Origin of the sequence: Nocardioides sp. S5 (genome assembly GCF_017310035.1) — a bacterium.
Lineage (GTDB): Bacteria > Actinomycetota > Actinomycetes > Propionibacteriales > Nocardioidaceae > Nocardioides.
On sequence record NZ_CP022296.1, the window covers coordinates 4274990 to 4292505 of the forward strand.

The 17516-nt window shown below is 72.8% G+C and carries 16 protein-coding genes and 1 tRNA gene; 5 read left to right on the forward strand and 12 right to left on the reverse strand.

The window, feature by feature from the left end:
• The first annotated feature begins 140 nt into the window (after positions 1-140).
• The 5 genes from CFI00_RS21145 (at position 141) to CFI00_RS21165 (ending at position 5276) form a co-directional block, all read left to right on the forward strand.
• On the forward strand, positions 141-1235 hold the full coding sequence (locus CFI00_RS21145; RefSeq protein WP_207082927.1) for a cytochrome P450: 1095 nt from the start codon (positions 141-143) through the stop codon (positions 1233-1235).
• The gene (locus CFI00_RS21150; protein ID WP_207082928.1) at positions 1232-2557 is read left to right on the forward strand and encodes a HAMP domain-containing sensor histidine kinase; all 1326 of its coding nucleotides are present in this window, start codon (positions 1232-1234) and stop codon (positions 2555-2557) included. The genes CFI00_RS21145 and CFI00_RS21150 overlap by 4 nt, the downstream gene beginning before the upstream one ends.
• Before the next feature lie 51 nt (positions 2558-2608).
• A tRNA-Phe gene (locus tag CFI00_RS21155) sits at positions 2609-2682 on the forward strand.
• A gap of 69 nt (positions 2683-2751) precedes the next feature.
• Positions 2752-4080 carry a hypothetical protein gene (locus CFI00_RS21160; RefSeq protein WP_242532547.1) on the forward strand — a complete coding sequence of 443 codons (1329 nt, stop codon included), beginning with the start codon at positions 2752-2754 and terminating at the stop codon, positions 4078-4080.
• A 98-nt stretch (positions 4081-4178) separates the two neighbouring features.
• On the forward strand, positions 4179-5276 hold the full coding sequence (locus tag CFI00_RS21165) for a Glu/Leu/Phe/Val dehydrogenase dimerization domain-containing protein (RefSeq protein ID WP_242532548.1): 1098 nt from the start codon (positions 4179-4181) through the stop codon (positions 5274-5276).
• 169 nt (positions 5277-5445) lie between these two features.
• Here CFI00_RS21165 and CFI00_RS21170 read toward each other — a convergent pair whose 3' ends face one another.
• From CFI00_RS21170 to CFI00_RS21225, 12 genes are all read right to left on the reverse strand, one after another.
• Positions 5446-5634: a DUF3073 domain-containing protein gene (locus CFI00_RS21170; protein WP_207082929.1), complete on the reverse strand. Its 189-nt coding sequence runs from the start codon at positions 5632-5634 to the stop codon at positions 5446-5448.
• Between the two features lie 158 nt (positions 5635-5792).
• Positions 5793-6917 carry a phosphoribosylformylglycinamidine cyclo-ligase gene (purM, locus tag CFI00_RS21175; protein WP_207082930.1) on the reverse strand — a complete coding sequence of 375 codons (1125 nt, stop codon included), beginning with the start codon at positions 6915-6917 and terminating at the stop codon, positions 5793-5795.
• Positions 6918-6945: 28 nt separating this feature from the next.
• A complete protein-coding gene (gene purF / locus CFI00_RS21180; protein ID WP_207082931.1) occupies positions 6946-8490 on the reverse strand; it encodes an amidophosphoribosyltransferase in 1545 nt (514 codons plus the stop codon).
• 33 nt (positions 8491-8523) lie between these two features.
• Positions 8524-9018, reverse strand: coding sequence for a (2Fe-2S)-binding protein (locus CFI00_RS21185; protein WP_207082932.1), 495 nt, complete (start codon positions 9016-9018; stop codon positions 8524-8526).
• Between the two features lie 10 nt (positions 9019-9028).
• Positions 9029-11377: a molybdopterin cofactor-binding domain-containing protein gene (locus CFI00_RS21190; RefSeq protein ID WP_207082933.1), complete on the reverse strand. Its 2349-nt coding sequence runs from the start codon at positions 11375-11377 to the stop codon at positions 9029-9031.
• A 120-nt stretch (positions 11378-11497) separates the two neighbouring features.
• Positions 11498-12538, reverse strand: coding sequence for an NAD-dependent epimerase/dehydratase family protein (locus CFI00_RS21195; protein WP_207082934.1), 1041 nt, complete (start codon positions 12536-12538; stop codon positions 11498-11500).
• Positions 12535-13002, reverse strand: a complete 468-nt coding sequence (locus tag CFI00_RS21200) for an SRPBCC domain-containing protein (RefSeq protein ID WP_207082935.1) — start codon at positions 13000-13002, stop codon at positions 12535-12537. Before CFI00_RS21200 ends, CFI00_RS21195 begins: the two co-directional genes overlap by 4 nt.
• A gap of 101 nt (positions 13003-13103) precedes the next feature.
• The gene (locus CFI00_RS21205; protein WP_207082936.1) at positions 13104-14447 is read right to left on the reverse strand and encodes a dipeptidase; all 1344 of its coding nucleotides are present in this window, start codon (positions 14445-14447) and stop codon (positions 13104-13106) included.
• 23 nt (positions 14448-14470) lie between these two features.
• The gene (locus CFI00_RS21210; protein WP_207082937.1) at positions 14471-15289 is read right to left on the reverse strand and encodes a GNAT family N-acetyltransferase; all 819 of its coding nucleotides are present in this window, start codon (positions 15287-15289) and stop codon (positions 14471-14473) included.
• 10 nt (positions 15290-15299) lie between these two features.
• Positions 15300-16202: a 2-hydroxyacid dehydrogenase gene (locus tag CFI00_RS21215; protein WP_207082938.1), complete on the reverse strand. Its 903-nt coding sequence runs from the start codon at positions 16200-16202 to the stop codon at positions 15300-15302.
• Entirely contained in the window at positions 16199-16540 is a 342-nt protein-coding gene (locus CFI00_RS21220; RefSeq protein ID WP_207082939.1) for a sterol carrier family protein, read from the reverse strand. Before CFI00_RS21220 ends, CFI00_RS21215 begins: the two co-directional genes overlap by 4 nt.
• A gap of 34 nt (positions 16541-16574) precedes the next feature.
• Positions 16575-17402 carry an alpha/beta hydrolase gene (locus tag CFI00_RS21225; RefSeq protein ID WP_242532549.1) on the reverse strand — a complete coding sequence of 276 codons (828 nt, stop codon included), beginning with the start codon at positions 17400-17402 and terminating at the stop codon, positions 16575-16577.
• Positions 17403-17516: the final 114 nt, after the last annotated feature.

The following is a 17516-nucleotide window of genomic DNA, read 5'->3' on the forward strand; positions in this document are numbered from 1 at the left end:
CCCTGGAGAACACCATGATGAACCGCATCCGCACCGCCATCGAGACCAAGCGCGCCGCCACCCAGGTGCAGGCCCTCTACATGTGGCGCCCGGGCCCCGGCCGCCACTGACCTGCGAGTGATCCGCGCGCAGTGATGCACGTGGACAGCGCCGAGTCGGCCGGCGGCCGGCTCGGCGCTGTCCTCTCTGCCCCACGCACGGGCGTCGTACCCCTGTCCCCGGTCGGGCCCTGGGTCGTCACCACCCACGCCGACGCCCGGCGCGTCCTCACCGAGCCGCACCTCTTCGACTTCCCCGGCGACGTCACCCGCAGCGGCGACCTGGCCGGGAGCACCGGCGACAGCCGCTCCGGCCACACCGTCTTCGCCCCGCTGACCCCCGACCAGGTCGCCCGGGGCGTCCTGGTCCTCGAGCACGAGTGGTCAGCGGCGCTCGACACGCACGATCGCGCGAGCCCGGAGCCGTACGACGCGATGGTCCTGCTGCGCCGTCCGATCGCCCGCTCCACCACCGCCGCGGTGCTCGGGGCGCTCGAGCCCGCACACCGCGACCGCGTCGCCGACCTCGTGCTGGAATGGATCGACGCCCTCGCGCCCGTCATCGCCGCCCGCAGACCGCCTCGACGCTGGAGCCGCACCCGCCGCGTCGAGACGGCGGCCCGCCACGCCCTCGAGGACGAGCTCGCGCCGCTGGCCGGCGCCGAGGACACCCCGGCACAGGTGGCGACGCTCCTCGCCGCCGGCATCCAGGTCCCGATCGCCGCCGGCGCCTGGCTGCTGGCGTGGCTCGGTCAGCACGAGACCGGGGACGTCGACCCGACGTACGCCGTGTGGGAGACGCTGCGGCTCACTCCCCCGACCTGGGTCACCGCTCGCCTCACGACCGAGGAGGTGGAGCTCACCGGCGCTCGGGTGCCCGCCGGTCGCGTCGTGCTCGTCAGCCCGCTGCTGCTCGGGCGCTCGGACGACCTGGTGCCCGGCGACGACCCGGACCGCAGCACCTTCGACCCGGGCAGGTGGCACGACGACTCCCGGCGACCGGGTGCGTGGCTGCCGTTCGGGGCGGGGCCGCACGCATGCCCGGGCCGTACTCTGGGTACGGCCCAGCTGGTCCACCTCGCGCAGTGGGGAGTGGACCGGACAATCTCCTTGAGCGAGAGCGTGTCGATCGACCAGAGTCGGGGCATCCAGCCCTCACCGTGCCGTTTCACCGCCTCGCGAAGGGAGACGTCGTGACCCAGCCGTCCGCGCTGCAGGACGTGTCCTCCCGCGGGCCGGTGTCCCCCGAGGCCGCGCGTCTCGCCGGAGTCGTCCTCGAGGGCGAGATCAGCGCCGACGAGGCCATCGTCCGCACCGCGGCGCACCTGCTGTCCTACGGCCGGGTCGACGCAGTGATCTCGTCGCTGACGATCTTCGCGCCCGAGGAACCGACCGGCTGGGTCCGGCTCGGGGGGCGCGCGTGGGTGCGCGAGTGGTTCCGACCCGAGGCTCCCCTCTCACTCCTGCCGCCACCCGGCGCCGGCCCCGATGCGGCGCTGACCATGCCCTGGCTCTCCACGCACGCCCGCGCGCACGGTCTCGCCGCCCTCACCGACACCGAGCTCCTGCCCGACGACGCCGCCCAGGACCGCGCCGAGCTGCAGCGCACTGGCGTGCGCAGCCTGGTCTCCACGACGCTGCTCTCGCGCGGCGAGATGTTCGGCAGCGTGTCGGCCGTGAGCCTGGGCGCAGGACCGTGGCCGGAGATCTTCATCGAGGACCTGCGCCTGCTGAACTCCGCGATCACCTCACGCATGATGCTCGAGCACTCGCGCCGGGCCCTGGCCGAGGCGATCGATGCGGGAGCCGAGGCACAGCTGGCCTACCAGCAGTTCTTCGGCGCGGTCGGGCACGAGCTGCGTACGCCCCTCAGCTCGGTCCTCGGCTACACCGAGGTTCTCCTCGACGACGCCGGCCGGTCGCCGCAGGACCCGGTGTCGGCGGCCCTGCTGCGCGACGGTCCGGCGATGGTGCGGGCCTGCGAGCAGGTGCTGACCGTGGTCGACCACCTGCTCGGCACCGGTCGCGCCCTGTCGAGCGACGACCAGAAGCAGGACGTCGTCCTCGCCGAGGCCGTGGCCGACGTCGTGCACTGGCACCGCAACCCGGCCCGAGCGGCCGGGGTCGAGATGCACGTCGACATCGACCCCGCCGTCACCGCGTGGGCGCACCCGTCCGGCGTACGCCAGGTGCTGGCCAACCTGCTCGGCAACGCCATCAAGCACCACCGCAACGGTGCGGGCGAGGTGCACCTGACGACCCAGGACCTGCGCGGCGAGAGCGGGCTGGAGATGGTGCGCGTCGTGGTGCGCGACGACGGGCCCGGGCTCGACGCCGACCAGCTGCTGCACGCCTTCGAGCCGTTCGTCCGGTTCGCGCCCCGCGACACCAAGGGCAGCGGGCTCGGGCTGTCGATGTCGCGCACCATCGCCGAGCGCGACGGCGGCGCGGTGCGCGGCGAGTCCACGCCCGGGGTCGGCTCGTCCTTCTGGCTCGAGCTGCCCGTGGGCGGCTCCTGAGGCGAGCCGATTCCGTCCCTGCCGCGCGACTCATGTATTCTCGTCCCGCTTGGGCAGGTAGCTCAGTTGGTACGAGCGATCGCCTGAAAAGTGATAGGTCGGCGGTTCGACCCCGCCCCTGCCCACAAGCACAGAAGGGCCCCGATCACGTCCCGATCGGGGCCCTTCTGCGACTCCCGGCCATGATGGTCCCCGTGCTCCCCCGTCTCGAGGTCGTGCGCCGGTCGCGGCCGGTGGACCTCCTCGCGCCCGGCGCGGTCGATGTCAGGACCGACGGCGCCGCAGCGGTGGCGATGCCGGCCGTGGCGCCGTACGTCGCCGTGACCTCTCCGGCGATCGACGGGCCCGGCCCTGCGCTGCACCTCGGCCCACACCGCCTGGGGATGATCGTCACCGACGGCTCGGTGGCGCTCACCGTCGACGGCGACGGGGCCCGCCGCGAGCTGCGCAGCCGGCGCTTCCACCACGCCGAGGGGCCGACCGGCACCGCCCTCACCCTGACCGGGACGCACGTCACCGCGTGGACCCTCGAGCAGGCGGGCTGGGTGGCACGGGCGCGCCACGACCTGCGCGAAGTGCTCGACACCCGCGACGAGGCCGCCCTGGCCGACCTCGTCGTCGAGCTCCCGGCGGGCGGGGGCGCTGCCGGTCGCTTCGGCCAGCTCGGCCTGCGCGACACGAGGTTCGTCACCACGGAGGACGGGACTCTCCTGCGCGACGGCGACACCGCGTGGCTGACCGCGACGTCCGCCGGCCCGGGGTTCTTCGACACCGCGCACACCAGCGTGTGGTCGCTCGACCTCGGCACGCTCGACATCACCCACTCCGCCGACCTGTTCTTCCGACGCCCAGACCGACCGGGCGTCTTCGGCGACCACGCCACCCACCTGGTCCGCACCGACGACGGCGGCTGGCTCGTGGCGACGAGCACGTGGGGAGACTTCGAGCGGCCGGCCACCCGCACGGGACGGCGTACGCCGGCGGGCCTGCGCGTCACGCTCGCCGAGTCGGGCGCCGACCTGCTCCACGGCGCCCACGTCCTCGACACCCGCGAGCTGCCCCTGCCCACCGACGGGCTCGCGTCCATCGCCACCTGGGACCCGCACCTGGTGCGCCGCGACGACGGGTGGCTGGTCGGCTTCGTCAGCGCCCGGCGGTTCTTCGACTTCCACCCGGCGCTCGCGGGCGGACCCGCCCTGGACGACCTGCGACTGTTGGGCGCGGCCACGGACCGGACCGCGACCGAGGGCACCACCCTGGTGGAGGTCGACGGCCGGATGGTCGCGCTGGCCAGCGACGGCCGCGACTCCGCGCGAGGGCTCCGGGCCCGGTTCCCGGTCTTCGACCTGACGATGACCGAGCGCGGCACCCTGGACGCGCCCTACCCGACCAACCTGCCGTGGCCGGCGCTCGCCGCCGTCGACGACGGCTGGGTGATGGCGACCTTCGACGGTCGCCCGGCGGGAGGGAAGCTGCTCGGCTACGGCACCCACGGCGACCTGGTGCTGATGCGGTCGCGGTGACGCGGCGGGACTACGCTGGGAGTGACGGCGGTCACCACCCCTCGACCGCTCCGACCAGGTCCGCACACCCCGCGGCCGCACCCACCAGAAAAGGACGCATGAGCATGTCTGGAGCCACCAGTTCGGGAGTCGACGTCTTCGAGCTCGGCAGCGAGCACGAGCAGGTCGTGTTCTGCAACGACCGCGCGAGCGGCCTCAGGGCCATCATCGCGCTCCACTCCACCGCCCTCGGCCCGGGCCTCGGAGGCACCCGCTTCTTCCCCTACGCCAGCACCGACGACGCGATCGCCGACGTGCTCAACCTCTCGCGCGGGATGTCGTACAAGAACGCGCTCGCGGGCCTCGACCTCGGCGGCGGCAAGGCCGTCATCATCGGCGACCCGGCCGAGCTGAAGACCGAGGCGCTCCTGCGTGCCTACGGCCGCTTCGTGCAGTCGCTCGACGGGCGCTACTTCACCGCGTGCGACGTCGGGACCTTCTCGGAGGACATGGACCACATCGCGCGCGAGTGCGACTACGTCACCGGCCGCACCGTCGCCCACGGCGGCGCGGGCGACAGCTCGGTGCTGACGGCGTACGGCACCTTCCAGGGGATGCGCGCCGCGGCCGAGCACGCCTGGGGCGAGCCGACGTTGGCCGGTCGCACCGTCGGCATCGCCGGTGTCGGCAAGGTCGGGCGCCACCTCGTCCGGCACCTCGTCGAGGACGGCGCCACCGTCGTCGTGACCGACGTGCACGCCCCGTCGGTGGAGGCGATCCGCGCCCAGTTCCCGCAGGTCCGGGCCGTCGCCTCGACCGAGGAGCTGGTGGCGAGCGAGCTCGACGTCTACGCCCCCTGCGCGATGGGCGGCGCGATCAGCGACGAGGTGCTCGAGGTGCTGCGCGCCACGATCATCTGCGGCGCGGCCAACAACCAGCTCGCGCACCCGGGCATCGAGAAGAAGATCGAGGAGCGCGGGATCCTCTACGCGCCCGACTACTGCGTGAACGCCGGCGGCGTGATCCAGGTCGCCGACGAGCTCGAGGGCTTCTCCTTCGAGCGCGCCCAGCAGCGCGCGACGGGCATCTTCGACACCACCCGCCGTGTCCTCGAGCTCGCCAGCTCCGACGGCGTCACCACCGCCGAGGCCGCCGACCGGCTCGCCGAGCGTCGCATGCGCGAGGTCGGCCGGTTGCGCGGCATCCACCTGCGCTGACCGGGCGGTTCCTCGCGCCCGACGTCGCTGACCTCCCCCGTTCCTCGCGGTACATCGCGAGGGACGGGGGAGGTCGCTGCGTCCCAGCGCGACGAACTGCCCGTTCGGCGTCAGGGCATGCTCGTACGACGGATCACCCGGTCACCCGGGCGGTGCGTGCGTCGATCGGTCAGTCAGTGCGACGACGCGGGTCGGCATGGTCCGACCACTCGTCATCGTCGGGTTCGACATCCGTCGAACGGTGGGTGTCCTCGCCGTGCAGCTCCTTCGCCAACGCGCCGAAGTCCGTCTCGTGAGTCCGGTACTTCAGGTCGCGTGCGACCTTCGTCTGCTTCGCCTTCGCTCGGCCGCGCCCCATAGGGTCGACCCCCTCGCACACTTGGCCGGGGCCCTCGGGAGATTCTCCCGACGCACCCGGTCTGATCGGTTACATATCGTGGGGGCAACGCTACCTGAGCGGTGGCTGTTCCCGCACACCAAGGCCCCGCATTTCGTGACCGGAACCACGGAAAGTCGTCACCAGCCGGGGTGCTGGCCCTCCAGCAGCACGCGGCCGCCGTCGCGGTCGTCCCTGCGGGCCTCGCCGGCCACCCACGCGCGGATACCGTGGCCGGCCAGCAGGGCGATGGCCGTGTCGACCGACTCCGGCGCAGTGAGGGACACCATGCCGACGCCGCAGTTGAGGGTCGCCTCGAGATCGGCCTGGGGCACCTGCCCCACCCGGCGTACGACGTCGAAGACCGGTTGCGGCGTCCACGTCGAGCGGTCGATGCGCACCGACAGCTCCTCGGGCAGCACGCGCTCGAGGTTGGCGGCCAGGCCCCCGCCGGTCACGTGGGACATCGCGTGGGTCTCGGTGCGCTCGGCGAGGTCGAGGCACGCCTTGGCGTAGATGCGGGTGGGCTCGAGCAGCTCCTCGCCCAGGGTGCGGCCGAACTCCTCGACCTCCCGGTCCACCGTCCAGCCGGCACCGCCGGCGTCCGGGGAGCCGAGCAGGACGTGGCGCACGAGGGAGTAGCCGTTGGAGTGCAGGCCGCTGGCCTCCATCGCGATGACCACGTCCCCGGGGCGCACCCGCCCGGGACCGAGCAGCTTGCTCGCCTCGACCACGCCGGTCGTGGCGCCCGCGACGTCGTAGTCGTCGGGGTCGAGCAGCCCGGGGTGCTCGGCGGTCTCGCCGCCGATGAGGGCGCAGCCGGCGACCACGCAGGCCTCGGCGATGCCCTTGACGATGGCCGCGATCCGCTCGGGGACGACCCGCCCGCAGGCGATGTAGTCGGTCATGAAGAGCGGCTCGGCGCCGCACACGACGAGGTCGTCGACGACCATGCCGACCAGGTCGAAGCCGATCGTGTCGTGCTTGTCCATGAGCTGGGCGATCGCCACCTTGGTGCCCACGCCGTCGGTGGAGGTGGCCAGCAGGGGCCGCTCGTAGCGGGTGAGGGCGGAGGCGTCGAAGAGCCCGGCGAAGCCGCCCAGACCGCCGATCACCTCGGGCCGGCGGGACTTCTCGACCCACCCCTTCATCAGGTCGATGGCACGGTCGGCCGCCTCGATCGAGACCCCGGCGGCGGCGTACGCCCCGGATCCGGTGGAGGCGCCCGCGGGCGCGTCGGAGGGGGCGGTGGGGGACTCGGTCACGTCTCTCCTCAGGAGCGGCGGGTGCTGGTCAGGGGTTGTTGAGGACCGGCAGCGCGCGGCCCATCGTCGGCGACTGGAGCGTCGCCTCGAGCAGGTGCTTGCCGAGCAGGCTCTCGTCGGGCAGCTCGATGGGGTACTCGCCGGTGAAGCAGGCCGTGCACAGCCGCTCGGCCGACTGGGCGGTCGCGTCGACCATGCCCTCCAGCGAGATGTAGCCGAGGGAGTCGGCGCCGACGCTGGCGGCGATCTCCTCGGGGGTGAGCCCGTTGGCGATGAGCTCGGCGCGCGTGGCGAAGTCGATGCCGTAGAAGCACGGCCACTTCACCGGCGGGCTCGAGATCCGCACGTGCACCTCGAGGGCCCCGGCCTCGCGCAACATCCGGACCTGCGCGCGCTGGGTGTTGCCGCGCACGATCGAGTCGTCGACCACGACGATGCGCTTGCCGCGGATCATGTGCTCGAGCGCGTTGAGCTTGAGCCGGATGCCGAGCTGGCGCAGCGTCTGGCTGGGCTGGATGAAGGTGCGCCCGACGTAGGCGTTCTTGACGAAGCCCTGGCCGAACGGGATGCCGGACTCGGCGGCGTAGCCGGACGCGGCGGGCGTGCCGGACTCAGGCACCGGCATCACCAGGTCGGCCTCGACCGGGAACTCGCGGGCCAGGCGACGCCCCATCTCGACGCGCGCCTCGTGGACGTTGCGGCCGCTGATCGTGGCGTCGGGGCGGGCGAGGTAGACGTACTCGAAGACGCAGCCCTTGCGGGCCGGCTCGGCGAAGGTGTGCGAGCGGAGGCCGTTCTCGTCGATGACGACCATCTCGCCGGGCTCGACCTCGCGCACCACGCTGGCGCCGATGGTGGCGAGCGCGGCGTCCTCGCTGGCCACGACCCAGCCGCGGTCGAGGCGCCCGAGGACCAGTGGGCGGATGCCCTGCGGGTCGCGGGCGGCGTATAGGGTGCCCTCGTTCATCCAGACGAAGCAGAAGGCCCCGCGCAGCAGCGGCAGCACCTCGAGCGCCCGCTGCTCGAGCGTGGTGTCGGGGTGGTGCGCCAGCAGCGCGGTGACCAGCCCGGTGTCGTTGGTCGAGGTCTCGACGTCGCGCGCCTGGAGCGGCAGCTCGCCGTCCGGGTCGGGGAGGTCGGCGACCATCTCGCGCAGCTCGTGGGTGTTGATGAGGTTGCCGTTGTGGCCGAGTGCGATGGACCCGTCGACGGTGGGACGGAACGTGGGCTGCGCGTTCTGCCAGGTGCTCGCGCCGGTGGTGGAGTAGCGCGAGTGGCCGATCGCGAGGTGGCCCTTGAGCGAGTCGAGCGTCGACTCGTCGAAGACCTGCGAGACCAGGCCCATGTCCTTGTAGACCAGGATCTGGCGCCCGTTGCTGACCGCGATGCCCGCGGACTCCTGCCCGCGGTGCTGCAGGGCGTAGAGACCGAAGTAGGTCAGCTTGGCGACGTCCTCACCTGGTGCCCAGACACCGAAGACGCCGCAGGCGTCCTGCGGGCCCTGGTCCTGGGGGTCGAGGGCCGTGGTCAGGCGGCCGTCGCCGCCCGTCCGCCTGCTCGTCTGGTAGGGCACGGCCCCGAGTCTACGGGCTGCTCAGGTGGCGTCTCACATCCTCGACGCGCCGTCCCGGATGGCCTCGCGGATGCGCGTGTAGGTGCCGCAGCGACAGATGTTGCGGATGGTGTCGAGGTCGGCGTCGGTGATGCGGCCGCCACTGGCGGCGACCTTGTTGACGAGCGCGACCGCGGCCATGATCTGCCCGGGCTGGCAGTAGCCGCACTGCGCGACGTCGCGATCCAGCCACGCCTCCTGCATCGGGTGGAGTCCGTTGTCCCCGCGCTGCGCCGGGTCGACCTGGTCGGGAAGCCCCTCGATGGTCGTCACCTCGTCGTCGGCGCCGAGCCGTCCGACCGGCACGGCGCACGGGTTGAACGCCTTGCCGTTGATGTGGGACGTGCACGCCTTGCACACGTTGATCCCGCAGCCGTACTTCGGCCCGGTGATCCCCAGCAGGTCGCGGAGCACCCACAGGACGCGTACGTCGTCCTCCACGTCGACCGTGACCCGCTCGCCGTTGACGATGAAAGTCTGCTCTGGCATGTCTTGCTCCTCAGGAGGTGAGCTCGAGGCCGTCGGTCGGCGACTGCGGGACCGGCGGGACGAAGGGCTTGGGCTCGAAGGACAGCTGTGCGTGGTTGATCGGGAAGCTCGTCGGCATGGTCCCGGTGGCCCGGGCGTAGGCGCAGGCCACGGCGGCGAAGGAGGCCGCCACACCCGCCTCGCCGGCGCCGCCGGGCACTGTCTCCTCCGACGGCATCACGATCACCCGGACGTCGGGCGGGGTGTTCCACTGGCGGGTGTAGAAGTAGTTGTCCCAGCTCCCCTCGAGGAAGTGCCCGTCGCGCAGGTGGAGGCTGGACGTCAGCGCGAGGGCGATGCCGTCGTTGATGCCGCCCTGCATCTGCGCCTCGAGGCCGCGGGGGTTGATGGCCAGCCCGACGTCGATGGCGAAGGTGACGCGGGTGACGCGGGGACCGGTGACGGCGTTGCGGATCTGCCGGCCGGTCGTCGCGGGTCGGGTGTCGATCTCCACGAGGCAGGCCGAGACGCCCTTGTACTCCTTGTGGATCGCGATCCCCTGAGCGGTGCCTGCCGGCATCGGCTTGCCCCACTCGCCGGCCTGCGCCACCGTGTCGAGGACGGCCAGCAGCCGCTCGTTGCGCTGGAACTTCCGGCGGAACTGGTAGGGGTCCATCCGCATCTTCGCCGCGAGCCGGTCCACGATGAGCTCGCTGGCCACCCGCACGTCGGGTGAGTAGATGTTGCGCATCGAGCCGGTGTTGAAGCGGTCGTCGGTCTCCACCAGGGTCTGCACGACGGCGCCGAAGTCGTAGGGCACCTCCTGGGTGAGGGCGAAGATCGTCTGGGCGAACCCGAGGTTGCCGACGCCGGCGGGCAGGTCCGCCGCGGCGGCGGTGATGATCTCGCCGAGGCCATGGCGGAAGTCCGTCTCCACACAGGTCAGGGACTGGTTGAAGGCCAGCACGTTGTCGCCGAGCACCGTCGCCTGCACCCGGCAGGTGCCCATCGGGTGGCCACGACCGACCCGGGCGTCGTCGGCGCGGTGCCACATCAGCCGGACCGGCGCCGCCATCTTCTGCGAGATCTCCGCCGCCTCCAGCGCCGCGTCGAAGAAGAGCCGGCGGCCGAAGGACCCGCCGGCGGTGACGACGTTGACCTTCACCTTGTCGGGGCTCATCCCGAGCTTGAGCGCGATCTGCTGCTGGGCGACGATCGGCGACTTCAACCCCGACCAGATGGTCGCGCCGTCGGGTCGGACGTCGGCGATGGCGCTGTTGGTGTCCATCGCGGAGTTGCTGCGGAAGTAGAAGGTGAAGTCGCCCGAGACCGTCTGCGCGAGTGGCGTGTCGGGCAGCTTCGGCATCGGCAGCTGGGCCGCGCGCAGCTTCTTCAGGATCGTGGCGTCGCTCTCCCCCGCGACCGGACCGTCCTTCCAGACCACGTCGAGGGCGCGGACCGCGTCGATGCACTGACCGTAGGTCCGGGCGCGGACGGCGATGCCCGTGCTGACCTGCGCGACGTGGGTGACCCCGGGCATCGCCTCGACCGCGGCCTGGTTGCGCACGGACACCGGGGTGCCGTTGAGCGTGGGCGCGCGGCACACCATGGTCGGCAGCGCGCCGGGCACGTCGAGGTCGGTGGTGAAGTCCTTGGTGCCGGTCACGGCGGCGAGGGCGTCGACCCGGTTGGTGGGCTGCCCGATGACGGCGAAGTCGCGCTCGCTCTTCAGCTCGACCTCCACCGCCCGGGTGCCGCCGGCACCGGCCTTCACCGCGAGCTCGCCGTAGGTCACCGAGGCACCGCTCGGCGCGGTGATCACGCCACCCTTGGCGACGAGGCCGCCGACGGTGTCGCCGAGCACGATCGCGGCGGCGTCGAGCAGCGCCTTGCGCGCCACCGCGGCGGCGACCCGGATCGGGGTGTAGGTCGAGATGGTGGTGTTGGAGCCACCGGTGAGCTGGTTGAAGAGCAGCTCGGGACGTGCCGGCGCGAGAGTGACCCGCACCCGGTCCACCGGCAGGTCGAGCTCCTCGGCGATGAGCATCGCGGTCGAGGTGGTGATGCCCTGCCCGACCTCCATGCGCGGCAGCTCGAAGCTGGCCGTGCCGTCCTCGTTGATCGTGACGGTGATCAGGTTCGCGGTCGGCCGCGCCGCGTCGGTGAGCATGTCGTTGAGGTCGTAGAGCTCCGGCACCTGGGGCGGCGTGGGGATCTCCGCGCCCGCGGGCGGCGGGTCGACGAGCACGAGGTCGGCCGCCGCGACGAGGGTCGCGCCGCCGAGGACGTAGCCGACGAAGCGGCGGCGGTCGACGGCGTACGGCGAGACGACGGGCTCCGCGCCGGCAGGGTCGCCCGAGGGGTCGATGGAGGGGGTCATCCGAGTCACCCGATCTGTTCGGCCCGGCAACCTCCCGGACTGAGGCCCCTCCCCAGGAACCGCGCCACCACTGTGACAGCAGGAGTGTCACGGTTCAAGGGACGGTCCAGGGACCGGTCCTCAGCCGTGGGGCAGGACGGCCCGGACCCGGTGGAGGGCGAGCCGGGCGGCGGCGCGCGTCGAGGCCGGGAGGGGCGCCAGGTCGAGCAGCACGTTGCCCCTCGTCCAGGCCGGGTCCGAGGGCAGCGCGCCCTCGGGTCCGGCGTACGCCTCGGTCGAGGCCAGGGCGAGCGCCTCCTCGAGACCCAGCAGCGGACCGCCGCCGTCCGGCTCCCACGTCGCGTCGGGGCGGCACACCATGTCGTGGCGCAGGGACTCGATGAGCGCGGTGACCGTGTGGAACGGCGCGGTGGTCGCCAGCGCGGCGCCCAGGCCGACGAGGCCCATCGGCGCGACGGGCGCCGGGACCCGGAGCCGGGTCAGCCCCACGGCGCGCGAGCAGGCGCGCATCAGGTCGGGGTAGGACACGACGTCAGGACCCCCGACGTCGACGGCGCCGACCGGGCCGTCCTCGGCCAGCGCGTCGTCCATCGCCCGCAGCACGTCGGAGACCGCCACCGGCTGGACGGAGCTGTGCATCCACAGCGGGACCGGCTGCACCGGGAAGAGCGTGGCGATCTGGCGGATGATCTCGAAGGAGGTCGACCCGGCGCCGACCACGACGCCGGCGCGCAGCGCGACGGCATCCGTGCCCGACGCGAGGAGGATGCGCTCGACCTCGAGGCGCGAGGCGATGTGGGCCGACAGCTCGGACTCCGCCACGTCGGGGACGAGGCCGGACAGGTAGACCAGGCGGCGTACGTCGCTCGCGCCCACCGCCTCGGCCACCACCTCGGCGGCGAGCCGGTCGCGGTCGCCGAAGTCGGAGCGGTCGAGCGAGTGCACGAGGTAGACCACGGCGTCGACGTCGCGGACCGCCTCGGCGACGACCTCGGCGTCGGTCACGTCGCAGCGGATCGCGCGGACGCGCTCGTCCCAGCCGAACCGGTCCGGGTCGGGCACCGACGACGACGCGGCGACGACGTCGTAGCCACGCTCGAGCAGGTGCGGGACGAGGCGGGAGCCGATGTAGCCGGTCGCGCCCAGGACGAGGACCCTCACGCCTCCCCCAGGTGCTTGAGGAGGTTGCGGGAGAAGACCGTTCCCATGTGCTTGACCACTCCGGCCATCACCCGCTCGACCGCGATCCGGGTCAGACCCGGCAGCGGCAGGGTGGCGGCGATCTCGAGGTCGATGCTCACCTCGGTGCCACCGTCACCGTGGTCGGCGAGGTCGTAGGTGCCGGTGACCGCGGTCATCTCGTCGGGCTGCTCGGGGTCGTGGGTGAAGACGATCCGCTCCTCGGGGTGGAGCTCCATGACCTCGGTGAACTTCGGGGCGACGGAGACCCCGAGCACCGGGATGGTGCCCATCCGCCAGGTCCACCGGTCGCCGTGGGCCTCGATGGAGGTGACGTACGGCGTCAGGCGGGCGATGAGGTCGGGGTCGGTGAGTGCCGCCCACACCTCGCTGCGCGAGGACTGGAGGACCGCCGACGAGCGGTCACGGGCACGGAAGGTCGCCATGTCGTCACGCTACCGACGCCGACCCAGCGCGCTGCCTCCTTCGGGTGGGCGGTGGGTGGGGCAGGTTCCTCGGCCGCGGAACCTGTCCCACCCACCGACGCTCAGCGCGCGAGCTCGCCGAGGTTGCGCAGCAGGAAGGCCTCGGCCTTGACGACCTTCTCGAACTCGGCGAGGTGCAGGCCCTCGTTGGCGCCGTGGGCGCGGGTGTCGGGGTCCTCCACGCCGGTGACCAGCACGCTGGCCTGCGGGAAGGCCTCGAGGAACTCGGCGATGAAGGGGATCGAGCCGCCGACGCCCATGTCGACCGGCGCAGTACCGTCCCACGCCTCGGCGAACGCGGCGCGCGCGGCGTCGTACGCCGGACCGCTGGCGTCGATCTGCGTCGCCTCGCCAGTGTCGACGACGGTCGTGGTGAGGGTGGCGCCCCACGGGGTGTGCTTCTCGAGGTGGGCCTGGAGGCACTGCACGGCGTTGGCGGTGGTGTCGCCGGGCGCGATGCGCATGCTGATGCGGCAGCGCGCGGCCGGGACGAGGGTGTTGGACGCGCCCTCGACCTTGGGTGCGTCGAGGCCGGTGATGCTGATGGACGGCTTGGTCCACAGCCGCTCGACGACCGACCCGGAACCGATCCACTCGATCCCCTCGGCCGCGCCGGACTCCGCCCGCAGGCGGGCCTCGGGGTAGTCCACGTCGGCGGCGGGCCCGGAGTGCAGGCCCTCGACCGCGACGTTGCCGGCGTCGTCGTTGAGGCTGGCGATGACCCGGCTCAGGGTCATGATCGAGTCGGGGACCAGGCCGCCCCACATGCCGCTGTGCACGGCGTGGGTCAGCGTGCGGACCTCCACGTCCATGCGCACCAGCCCGCGCAGGCTGGTGGTGAGGGCGGGCTCGCCGATGTCCCAGTTGCCCGAGTCGGCGATGACGATGACGTCGGCCTCGAGGCGGTCCTTGTAGGTCTCGAGCAGCTCGACGAGGGTGTCGGAGCCGACCTCCTCCTCGCCCTCGATGAACATCACCAGGTTGACCGGGAGCTCGTCGCCGAAGATCCGGACCGCGCCGAGGTGGGCGGCGATGCCGGCCTTGTCGTCGGCCGCTCCGCGCCCGTAGAGGCGGTCACCGCGCTCGGTGGGCTCCCACGGCGGGGAGTCCCAGTCGGCGTGGTCGTTCTCGGGCTGCACGTCGTGGTGGGCGTAGAGCAGCACGGTCGGCGCACCCTCGGGGCCGGCCTTCTTCGCGATCACGGCCGGCGGGGCGCCGTCGTACGCGCGGACGATCTCGGTCTCGAAGCCCTCGGCGGCGAACAGGTCGCGGGTCGCCTCGGCGCTGCGCTCGACCTCGCCGGCGCGGGCCGGGTCGGCGGAGACCGACTCGATGCGGACCAGGTCCTCGAGGTCGCGGCGGATGCCGGGCATGACCTCGGCAAGGCGAGCGGTGATGTCAGTCATGGCGACACCCTAGGACGCGTGTCTCAGCCGTCGAGACTCGCCCACTCGCCGCTGCGCCTCTCCAGCATCAGCTGGCGCTCGGCGTCGGCGAAGCCGAGGCGGCGGTAGATCCCGATGGCCTCGCCGTCGGTGTCGGCGACGATCACGAGGGTGCGCACGCCGGCTCCGTCGAGGAGCCGGTCGAGCGCGTGCTGCCCAACGGCGTGCACGACGGCCGCGGCAAGACCCTGGCGACGGTGGTCCGGGTGGGTCTCGACGCTCTGGAACCGGGCGACGCCGTCCTCGGTGACGAAGGCACCGGCGGTGGAGACGAGCGAGCCGTCGACGAAGGCGCCGAAGCGCTGCCCCCGCCCGGCGTCGACGAGGCGGCGCTCCTGCACGTTCTTCTGACGCGCGAAGGCCATGAAGGCCTCCTCGGACGTCTGCGGGTAGAGCTGCTGGCTGAGCCGGGCGCGCGCCTCCCAGTCCTCGTCGCCGTCGAGGGCGCGCACCTCGGCCTCGACCTCGCGGGGCGCCACCAGCGCGGACGCGGTCAGCACCGTGGCGACGTCGACGGTCATGCCGGCGGCCTCGAATGCGGCCCGGGCGTCGTCGCTGAGGTCGGCGGTGTCGATGCCGATGCTGACGTGGTCGGCGAGTGGGAACTCGGTGTGGAAGGCGCCGACGACCTCGCGCTCGCCGCCGGGGACGGGCGGCTGCGCGAGCAGGATGAAGTTGCCCCAGAAGTACGACGGGTTGTCGGGCGAGCGGACGACGAGGTGCGTGCCGCGGTCCTCCACGATGCTGCCGGAGGCGGTCAGCAGGGCGAGGTCGGTGCGGAATCCGAGGGAGCTCACGTGCATGGTGCGGAGGCTAGTGGCTCACGACGTTGACCAGCGCAACACCGGCGACCATCCGCTCGAGCTGGGAGCGGACGAGCGCCGCGATGCGCGGCAGCATGGCCGTCGTGCCTCCCGCGACGTGCGGGGTGATGAGCACCTCCGGTGCGGACCACAGCGGGTGGCCGTCGGGCAGCGGCTCGGGATCGGTGACGTCGAGGGCGAAGCGCAACCGCCCGGCGTGGCGCAGCACGGCGTCGGTGTCGAGGACCGGTCCGCGCGCGACGTTGACGACCAGGGCACCGTCCGGGAGGAGGCCGAGCGCGTCGTCGTCGAGGAGCCCCCGCGTCGCCTCGCTCAGCGGGACGAGCACGACCACCACGTCCTGCTCCGGCAGGAGCTCGGGCAGCTCGTCGATCCCGCGCACCCGGCCGACCAGGTCGTCGTCGCGCCCGCGAGAGGCGACGGCGGTGACCGTGGTCCGCATCGGCAGCAGCCGCTCTGCCAGCGCGCGGCCGATCGAGCCGTAGCCGAGGACGAGCACGCGCGCGTCGGCCAGCGACCGGCGTCCGGGCATCGGCTGCCAGTGTCCGTGGCCCCGCACCGCCTCGGGGATGCCGCGCAGGCTGGCCAGCACGAGGCCGACGGCGTGCTCGGCGGTGGCGTCGTCGTGGACCCCGGCGCCGTTGCAGAGGGTGATGCCGTCGGGCAGCCGCTCCGCCACGCCGTCGTACCCCGCGCTCTGGAGCTGCACCACCCGGAGGCCGCGCAGCTCGTGGCCGCGATCGATCACGTCGGCGCGGGTGGCGTAGTGCGGCACCCAGAACGCGACCTCACCCTCGGGCGGCGGACCGTCGCCGTTCCAGACCACGACCTCGACGCCGTCGACCGGACCGACCGCGTCGGCCAGCTCCGCGGTCGCGACGGCGGCCCTCACGGGGCCCCCAGTGGGAGGTAGGCCGACAGGTCGGTGCGCTCCCCGCTCGCCCGGACGGCGCCCGCTTCGACGGCCTCGTGCCACGTCGTACGCCCCGTGGCGAGCGCCAGCCAGGTGTCGGCCTCGGTCTCGATCACCGCCGGCGGCGTGCCGCGGGTGTGCCGGACCCCCTCCACGACCTGGACCGCGGCGAAGGGCGGCACACGGACCTCGACCGAGCGGCCGGGCGCACGCTGCTCGAGGACGGCGAGGTAGTGCTTGACCAGCGCCTTGGTGTCGCCCTGCTCGTGGGCGGTCGCGAGGTCGGAGGGGGCGAGCTTCCTGAGGCGGGCGGGCACGGGACGAGGCTAGTCCCCGGTGGGCACGGTCGGCTCAGGCGATGGTGTCGAGGACCTCCAGCGTCGCGGTCCACGCCTGGCTCTCGGGGTCGATCACGACGAAGTGGTCACCCTCCACCCGGACGATCTCGGCCTGTGCACCGGCGGCCTGCGCGTCCACGACGTAGCCCTCCGACTGCCCCAGCGGGACGATCGCGTCGTCGATGCCGTGCACGCACCACACCGGTACGTCGAGCGGGATCTGCTGCTGGGGGTCCCACGGGGCGTCCTCGGGACCGGGGACGTGCCCGAGCAGCGATGCCGCGGCACCGTCGCCGAGACCCATCCGCTCGGACATGACGAGGTCGAGGACGCCCGCCTGGGAGATGGCATGGGTGACCGCGACGCGCGGCGCCCCACGGCCCGCTGCCCACACCGCGAGGTGCCCGCCGGCGGAGTGGCCGAGGGTCACGACGGTCGAGGTGTCCAGTCCCTCCACGTCGGCGAGGGCATCGATCGCGGCCGAGACGTCGTCGAAGGTGTGCGGGGTGCCGCCGCCGTTGCCGACGCGGCGGTACTCGATGTTCCAGGCGGTCCAGCCCTCGGCCGCGAGCGAGCGGGCCAGCGGCTGGCCCAGCGTGAGGTCGTACGCCGACTTCCAGAACCCACCGTGGATCACGACGACCACACCGCGCGAGCTGCCCTGCGGCCGGTAGAGCTCGACGACCTGCGACGGGTCGTCTCCGTAGGTGATCCGGTCGGGTGTCACTGGCTGCTCCTCCTGCTCGTCGGACCTCCGTGTGCTCGACGCACCGCACGCCGACAGCGATGCGGCGCCGAGCCCGACCAGCAGTGACCTGCGGTCGAGCAGCGGGTCGGCCATGGAGCGAGCCTAGGCCGCCTCCGGGGAAGGGTTGTCAGTGACCGCGGTCACACCTAGGTTGCTCCTTGCCCGTCCATCCCCCGAACGGGCTCTCGGATCTCGGAAAGGCTCACC